The organism is Boseongicola sp. (assembly GCF_057460485.1).
The window spans coordinates 1-6,832 of sequence record NZ_JBVCWP010000206.1 but is presented as its reverse complement, the minus strand read 5'-3'; the positions used below and the strand labels follow the sequence as shown (position 1 = coordinate 6,832).

The following is a 6,832-nucleotide window of genomic DNA, read 5'->3' as shown; positions in this document are numbered from 1 at the left end:
GCGGTTGCGGCGAAAGTCCGCAATAACGGGCCGCACTGCACCTCCATGACGGGGTGGTGAAGGGCCGGTATGGGCCGTTCATGTTGGTCGGGGCGAGATCGTTTGGCAGGATCGCTGCGATGCGGCTAACGGCAGCAAGGAGCCCAAACGTCCCAAAACGCTATGGTATAGCGAATGGCTGCATTGTTCAGCGAAAAGGAAGGCCAAAACGATCGCTTAGCCGGGCTACACGAGCGAGCGCTCCATGAAATAGACTTTGTCCCGCCAAGCATCCGGGAAGCCTTGGGGGTGCGCTATATCAACGAAACCAGCGTTCCTGTACATTGCGCGCGCATGTGTCAAGAACGTCGCCGACGAGAAAAAACTCGCGTGTATCCGTCGGCTACCATCTGCTCGAACATGCTTTCCAGCAGCTTTTGACCAAGCCCATTGCCCCGGCCCTCTACGCTCACGAACATGCGATTGAATTCAGCCACACCCGGACTTGCCTCGTTGTACATCACACATCCGGCAGGAGTTCCGTTGACAGAGGCAACAAGGATGCCGCCACCCGGCCGCTTGTGCCGTTCAGGCAGGTCTTCGAGGATCGCTTGGAACTTTTCGCGATCCATCGGATGTTCGACCCCAGTCAACCAATCGGGATCAGCCTTAGTCGGCCAATCGCTGGGGTAGTTTTCCCAGTGCCAGTCCAACCATTCTTGGCAGAGTTTACGCGCCGCTTCGACATCTGCATCATCGCGGGCCAACCGCACGAGAATTGCTGTCATTTCTCAGGCCTTTTCACGAAGTGTACGACGAGGCGTACGATCACAAAAGAAATGTGTCAATTGAGCGCACTACGGAAGCGGACATTCGTTCGCTCAGAACTAACGGCGGTAAAGTCTGGAGGCTGTGTGAAAACTATCGAGAGCTTTTACAAATGCCAAAAATTGCCAGATTTGGGCGCGCTGTGGTCGAGCTGAGCCATCAAATTGGCAACTCCCGAAAACGAGCGGAGTGAAATCATGAAGAATCCCGAATTTTCACACAGCCGCTCCACATGGCAGACATTCGTGCGCGTAGCCGCGAACCCCAGCCCAAAGCCAATTACACTTGCGGTCGCATAAGAAACCAAAACTGTCTTGATCCAATTATGCGTTCCAGCACAAAGTCGGTGAGCGATAAGGCCAATTTAAGCGTTGGTTTCTACTTTTCGAGAAGGGCGCGAAATGTACGTTGTAATGACGAGAGTAAAACTCAAGTCTGGTACTCACAAGGCTTGCGCGAAATTGTTCGAAGAAACCAATCCTAACCTTATGGCTAATGAATCGGATTGGTTGGGCGCGAGGATGATATTTGACCGCGACACAGAGGTGGTTACCGTCTTGGCCACATGGAGGAATGTAGAATCCTATACGCGGATGAGCGGCAGCTAAGGGCTGGCAGCAGACCTTTTGGTAGGAATGTCGGTCGACTGCTTCGTGCTGCATAGCAGTCATTGGGGTTTTGTCAGAAGGATTTGAGTTGAGGCGGGCAGGGTGGTCTCTTAGCGTTCACTCATGACAAAATGCGACCCGTTTAAGTACTTTCACAGCAGCCCCTAGGTCATACGCCTGGCGGTTATGCTGTACGTGAGATTTCCACTATCGCTCCGGAATGTAGAGGACCTGCTGCACGAGCGCGGCATCGACATCAGCCACGAAACGGTTCGATATTGGTGGAACCGTTTCGGCCCAATGTTCGCCGCTGAAATCCGACGAAAACGGGTGCAGCAGATGCGGTCATATTCGAACTGGCAATGGCATCTGGACGAGGTTTTCGTGAAGATCAATGGGGAGCGGCACTACCTTTGGCGTGCCGTTGATCATGAGGGAGAGGTGCTGGAAAGCTTCGTCACGAAGACACGGGATCGTAAGGCGGCATTGAATTTTCTAAAGAAAACAATGCGCCGCCATGGATTGCCGAAAACCCTGGTGACGGACAAATTGCGATCTTATGGCGCTGCGATGAAAGTCGTCGGCGATGCCAACAAGCAGAAAACGGGCCGCTGGCTCAATAATCGGGCCGAGAATTCGCACCCGCTGCCTGACAGTGGTTTGCTTGCAAACCATGAAAAGGGGCCATTTCGACGACGAGAGCGCGCCATGCAACGCTTCCGCCGGATGCGAAGTTTGCAGAAATTCGCCGCCGTTCATTCATCAATCTGCAACTATTTCAACCAGGAGCGCGCTTTCTACAGCAGAGACAATTTCAAGCTAAACCGTGCCGCTGCTCTCTCCGAGTGGCGCCAGCTTTGTTCGGCATAAGTTCCGGTATTTGGCGGCATACTGGGACTGGTTCGAATCCGTCTGACAGTGCCTGCTTGATCTGTGCTCAATCGGGCGTCAATATTACCGGGACGGCGTTCTACTTCGGGAATGTCCGTTATGGATACACTAAGGAAGAAGTGCATGGGCTCGAAGCGGAGCTCCGGGAACGTGGAATGATCGACAAGGCGAGGAGCGTGGAGAAAGGTGCACTTGTCTTGCCCCTGCTGCGTGTTCCTGATCGTAGCCTTGGCCAACATCGTGGTGATGTGGCTGGCCAATAGCAGCGAAGCGCCCGTGCGCTACGGGGCCTTGTTGCCCTGGATTAAAGCGTATTGAATATCTGATAGGGGGAAAAATGCCTGTTCAAACCACCGAGTATGCTCTGCTCGCCGTATAGATACTCGCCTTCGCATCCGCAACACTGACCATGGAGCCGACCCGCAATGAAAGCTGGTTTTGGGGGAAACGGAAACCCGATCCGGTCATCGTACCACCGCCACCGGTGCCATCTGCCGTCCCGGCACAAGAGACAGGAGAGCCTCGTGCTTGAGATCGCGGAGACTGTACTCGGCTGCTTGGATTCAGGCACTCAAACGGTGCCATTTAGCGGCAGGCCTGAGGGATTGACGCTGGAGCAAGCCTACCAGGTGACAGCTAAGCTGAGGACGCTTCGGGAAGCACGAGGTGAGCGGCGAGTGGGACGTAAGCTCGGCTTCACGAACAAGAGACTCTGGCCCGAATTCGGGATCGATGCACCGATCTGGGGTGATATTTTCGACACGACGGTGACCGAAACAGGCGAGCCTTGGCAGTTTGCGGCTGCCGCGGCCGCCGAACCCAAGATCGAACCGGAGATCGCGCTGGGTCTGGAAAAGATACCCGAGCCCGGCATGGATGCAGCGTCTCTGCTAGGCTGCGTTGGTTGGGTGGCGCATGGCATCGAGATTGTACAGTCCATCTATCCCGGATGGCGCTTCAGGCCGAAAGACACTGTGGTCGCCGGTGCGCTGCATGGCGCGTACTTCCTGGGTCCGCGCCGGCGCCTGAGCGATGCGAACAGGGGCGACTGGCTGAATGCGCTATCACGATTCTCCCTGACGTTGTCGTGTGACGGCGATGAAATCGGCGGTGGTCGAGCCGGGGACGTTCTGGGCGGGCCGGTGTTGGCGCTGTCCCATTTGGTGGAGTTGCTGGCGCGGGATCCGAACAACCCGCCACTGCTGCCAGGCGAATTTGTGACCACTGGAAGTGTCACACTCGCCTATGACATCTCGGCCGGGCAGGTTTGGCAGACCGCGCTGGAGGGAGTCGATCTTCCTCCGCTGGAGATCGAGATCATCTAGCGTGCGATAAGCCGCAGGGCAGTCTTTACTCCGCCTCACACCATCCGTCGGACTGCATCTCGTTGAGCCGGGAGGCAGTTCGTGCAAACTCGAACGCATTGAGACACCTTCTGTCTAGAGCCGATCAGGCGTGCGTGTTTTGCAACCAAGTAGAAAGCCCGCCTTTGTGGTTCGTAAACATGGCTGGGCAGGGCGGAGACCTCAGATATCGTAGGCCTTAGCGGACATTCGATCGATTTGCAGCGAACGACTGCTATGAGTATCCGTCATGACCAAGCCCATATCGATCCAACCGCCGCCGGTGCCCGCCAAAATTGGCGTGGCGGGCACCGGCTCAATCTTCGCAGATCGATGGGAAAAGCATAAGACAAGCCCCTAGTAATCCTTCTCTTAGATACCCGCCCAGAATTTGAAACTCATTGAACTCTGAGTTGGATTCGTTCAGTTTTCCCAGTATTCTATGGATAGAAGGATCGCGAGGAGCATCCAAGATGTCAGACAAGTCTTTTGAATTCGACCATGGTAAACTAATTGATTCCGTGCTGTCAGGGGATATGAATGCACTTTCAGAGGTTCTCAACTACGAGGATGTGAATGAGGCCGATCCTGATGGTTGGACCGCTCTTCACATCGCTGCACGAGAGGGAAACACTGAGGCTACTCAACTGCTCTTGAGCCAACCTTTAATTTGCATTGATGCAAAGAATAAGTGGAAAAGCACTCCTCTGATGATTGCTGCCGGAAGTGGTAATCTGGCTATCATTGACCTTCTGTTAAGCCATCCAAGGATCCAGATCGACTTGCAGGCAGAATACTACGGACGCACCGCACTGATCGAGGCTGCTGTGAAAGGGCACATTTCAGTGGTCAAGGCGCTTGTTTCCAATGGCGCAAATGTCAATGTTACGGATAAGACAGGCCGAAACTCGGCATTGATTGAAGCCATAAAGAACGGGCATTTCAATATTGCAACGTACTTGCTTCGCTCAGGCTTGGTGGATTTCTCCGACCGTGACCTCAGGCTACAGGCGCTCATTTGGTGCGGAAACCATGGAGAAGATGTCCTTCGATCCGAACTCGACACTGCGATTAACAGGTTCTTTGAACAAAATCACAGAGCCGCTTCCTAGGCGATTCCAACGAGACCAATTATAGTAGTTCCAAATGGGGAAATTCCGCGCGAAGGATCAATGCTGAAAAGACGCGTGACTAACAGCGGCTCTGTCCCGCAAAGCGGTCATTTATGAAGGGCGCGGCGAATGGCTGCTCCGTGCCCTTCGCGATCGATGGTGCACCGACCACGAATTTCGCAAATGGGCGACCGCTGTATAGCCAAACAAGATTGAACGGGTTGCGCTAAAAGTTTTGATGCATGAGATTGCAGGACACCCGCCAAAGGAAATTGCCACATGAAGATCTATGGATTGAGCACCTGTGCAATTTGTCAGAGGGCCCGAAAGGCGTTGGAAGCAGAGGGCAGGGACGTCAGTTTTCGTGATGTTCGGGCCGAACCGCTGAGTGAAGCAGAGTTGGGCGAGCTGATTGCAGAGTTCGGAGATCGGCTAGTGGATCGAAAATCGAATGACTACCGGGCGCTCAATGACTGGCTAAAAAATTCGGAGGCAGATGCCCAGATATCAGCCCAACCAAAGGTGATGACCCGCCCGATCATACGTGATCGGGATGTGTTTTATCTAGGATGGGATGACGCGGTTCAAAAGGCTTTGCTTCAGGGTTAATGTCCTTGGATGAAGATGCGGGTTAGAAGCCGAATGCCCACCCTTCAGTCAATATCGGGCAGCTTTGTCCCATACATGGCGCTTCCATTTTGAGACGTTCTGCGATCACTTCTGGAGACCAGCAGTCTTCCAGTCGATCACTCACAGTCGCCAGCTGTTCGAGGTCCTGAACGCGCCTTTTGCGCTTCACAGTAGCTCTGATCGGCCAACATCTGTGACGTCATTTGCCATGAGCCTTCAGCCTATGGGACTTCGTCATCACGCCACGCGTTGCGTTTGGTCTTGAGGTGGAGTGTTTCACGGTCTCCGCCAAGTGCATCAGAGATCGTAGTTTTCGATGCTTTCGTATGAAGCATTTGCCCCAAGACTCGACGTCCGTAGTGGTTCAATTTGCAATGAGGTTTTCCGTTACATCCTCCTGCTCTTCATTAAGAATTTATCGAGTGATGCAATCCGAAATGAAACGTGCCCTGCAACAATTAGATTATGACCAAAAATCGCAAAAAAGCGGCGCCCGATTGGGCGCCCCGCTTTATCGGTTGAGGGTTTGAAACTTAGGATTAACCCATTTTCTCTTCTGCCATCGCAAAGTAATCTTCGTAACGCGAACGTGCTTTGCCGCGCTGACGGACGTCTTTGGCGACGTCAATTTGTTCCTGGGTTACGTCACCAACAAGCACAAGACCAACCATGCCAGTCGACTGATGCGGTGTGCAGTGGTAGCCGTATACGCCGGGCACATCGAAGGTGACTGTAATGTTGCCGTTGATGTCGCCCTTCCATTCGGCGGCGCCATCGGGGAGCATATCCTTGGTGGAGGCCGAGTTGTGGCCGCGGTCGGTTGAGGTAAAAGTAACTGAATCGCCCTCAGCAATTTTGATCACAGGTGGATTAAACACCTGACGCTCTCCACTTGCGTCCTTGTTGAGCATTTCAACGACATGATCAGTGTTGTGGCTACCAGCGAACGATTTGAGTGGCACGGTTGCAAGCGCAGTCGCGCCAATGAGCTTAAGGCCGTCACGGCGAGTAATTTTCATAGAAACTTCCTTCCAGTTAATACCTGGCCCCGCGTAACCACGCTGTGCCCGTCCTTATATCATCTAGGCGTTGACAACACTTAGACAACTGCCCGTGCAATTGCACACCGCTGCCACAAGGAATTAAGCGCCTCGACAAGATATGCAATATCACTGTCCGTATTAAGCGGTCCTGGGGTAATGCGAAGGCGCTCGGTTCTCTGAGGAGTTGGGTCTTTGCCGGAAGCATCCGCTCCGCTACCAAAGTTACCATAATCTCTATTATCGGCCTTTTAATTGTAGCCGCAAAGTTAGAATGTCTCACATCTGCAAGAAGTGTCACACTTCCCTGTTGATCAAGCAGGATTGGAGTTGAACCATTGGTTCTGCGACCCTCAGTCACCTTGGCAAAAGGGAACCGTCGAAAACACCAACAACCGCCT

At 53.5% G+C, this 6,832-nt stretch carries 6 protein-coding genes; 4 read left to right on the top strand and 2 right to left on the bottom strand.

Going from position 1 to position 6,832, the window contains the following annotated elements; all coding sequences use genetic code 11:
• Positions 1 to 338: 338 nt before the first annotated feature.
• Entirely contained in the window at positions 339 to 767 is a 429-nt protein-coding gene (locus AC221Y_RS17865) for a GNAT family N-acetyltransferase (RefSeq protein WP_299754963.1), read from the bottom strand.
• A gap of 819 nt (positions 768 to 1,586) precedes the next feature.
• Between AC221Y_RS17865 and AC221Y_RS17860 the strand changes: the two genes are divergently transcribed.
• The 4 genes from AC221Y_RS17860 to AC221Y_RS17845 all read left to right on the top strand — a co-directional run bounded on the left by AC221Y_RS17860 (position 1,587) and on the right by AC221Y_RS17845 (position 5,370).
• Positions 1,587 to 2,285 (top strand): IS6 family transposase, encoded by a 699-nt coding sequence (locus AC221Y_RS17860; protein WP_486707914.1) that lies wholly within the window; start codon positions 1,587 to 1,589, stop codon positions 2,283 to 2,285.
• Between the two features lie 545 nt (positions 2,286 to 2,830).
• Positions 2,831 to 3,631, top strand: a complete 801-nt coding sequence (locus AC221Y_RS17855) for a 2-keto-4-pentenoate hydratase (protein WP_486707913.1) — start codon at positions 2,831 to 2,833, stop codon at positions 3,629 to 3,631.
• Positions 3,632 to 4,122: 491 nt separating this feature from the next.
• Positions 4,123 to 4,761: an ankyrin repeat domain-containing protein gene (locus tag AC221Y_RS17850; RefSeq protein WP_486707912.1), complete on the top strand. Its 639-nt coding sequence runs from the start codon at positions 4,123 to 4,125 to the stop codon at positions 4,759 to 4,761.
• Between the two features lie 279 nt (positions 4,762 to 5,040).
• Positions 5,041 to 5,370 carry an arsenate reductase family protein gene (locus AC221Y_RS17845; protein WP_486707911.1) on the top strand — a complete coding sequence of 110 codons (330 nt, stop codon included), beginning with the start codon at positions 5,041 to 5,043 and terminating at the stop codon, positions 5,368 to 5,370.
• A 560-nt stretch (positions 5,371 to 5,930) separates the two neighbouring features.
• Here AC221Y_RS17845 and AC221Y_RS17840 read toward each other — a convergent pair.
• Entirely contained in the window at positions 5,931 to 6,410 is a 480-nt protein-coding gene (locus AC221Y_RS17840) for a pseudoazurin (RefSeq protein ID WP_486707910.1), read from the bottom strand.
• Positions 6,411 to 6,832: the final 422 nt, after the last annotated feature.

What these genes read in the sequence shown, in the direction of transcription:
- AC221Y_RS17865 (WP_299754963.1), bottom strand. Translation starts at nt 767, where the DNA reads ATGACAGCAATTCTCGTGCGGTTGGCCCGCGATGATGCAGATGTCGAA.
- AC221Y_RS17850 (WP_486707912.1), top strand. Translation starts at nt 4,123, where the DNA reads ATGTCAGACAAGTCTTTTGAATTCGACCATGGTAAACTAATTGATTCC.
- AC221Y_RS17845 (WP_486707911.1), top strand. Translation starts at nt 5,041, where the DNA reads ATGAAGATCTATGGATTGAGCACCTGTGCAATTTGTCAGAGGGCCCGA.
- AC221Y_RS17840 (WP_486707910.1), bottom strand. Translation starts at nt 6,410, where the DNA reads ATGAAAATTACTCGCCGTGACGGCCTTAAGCTCATTGGCGCGACTGCG.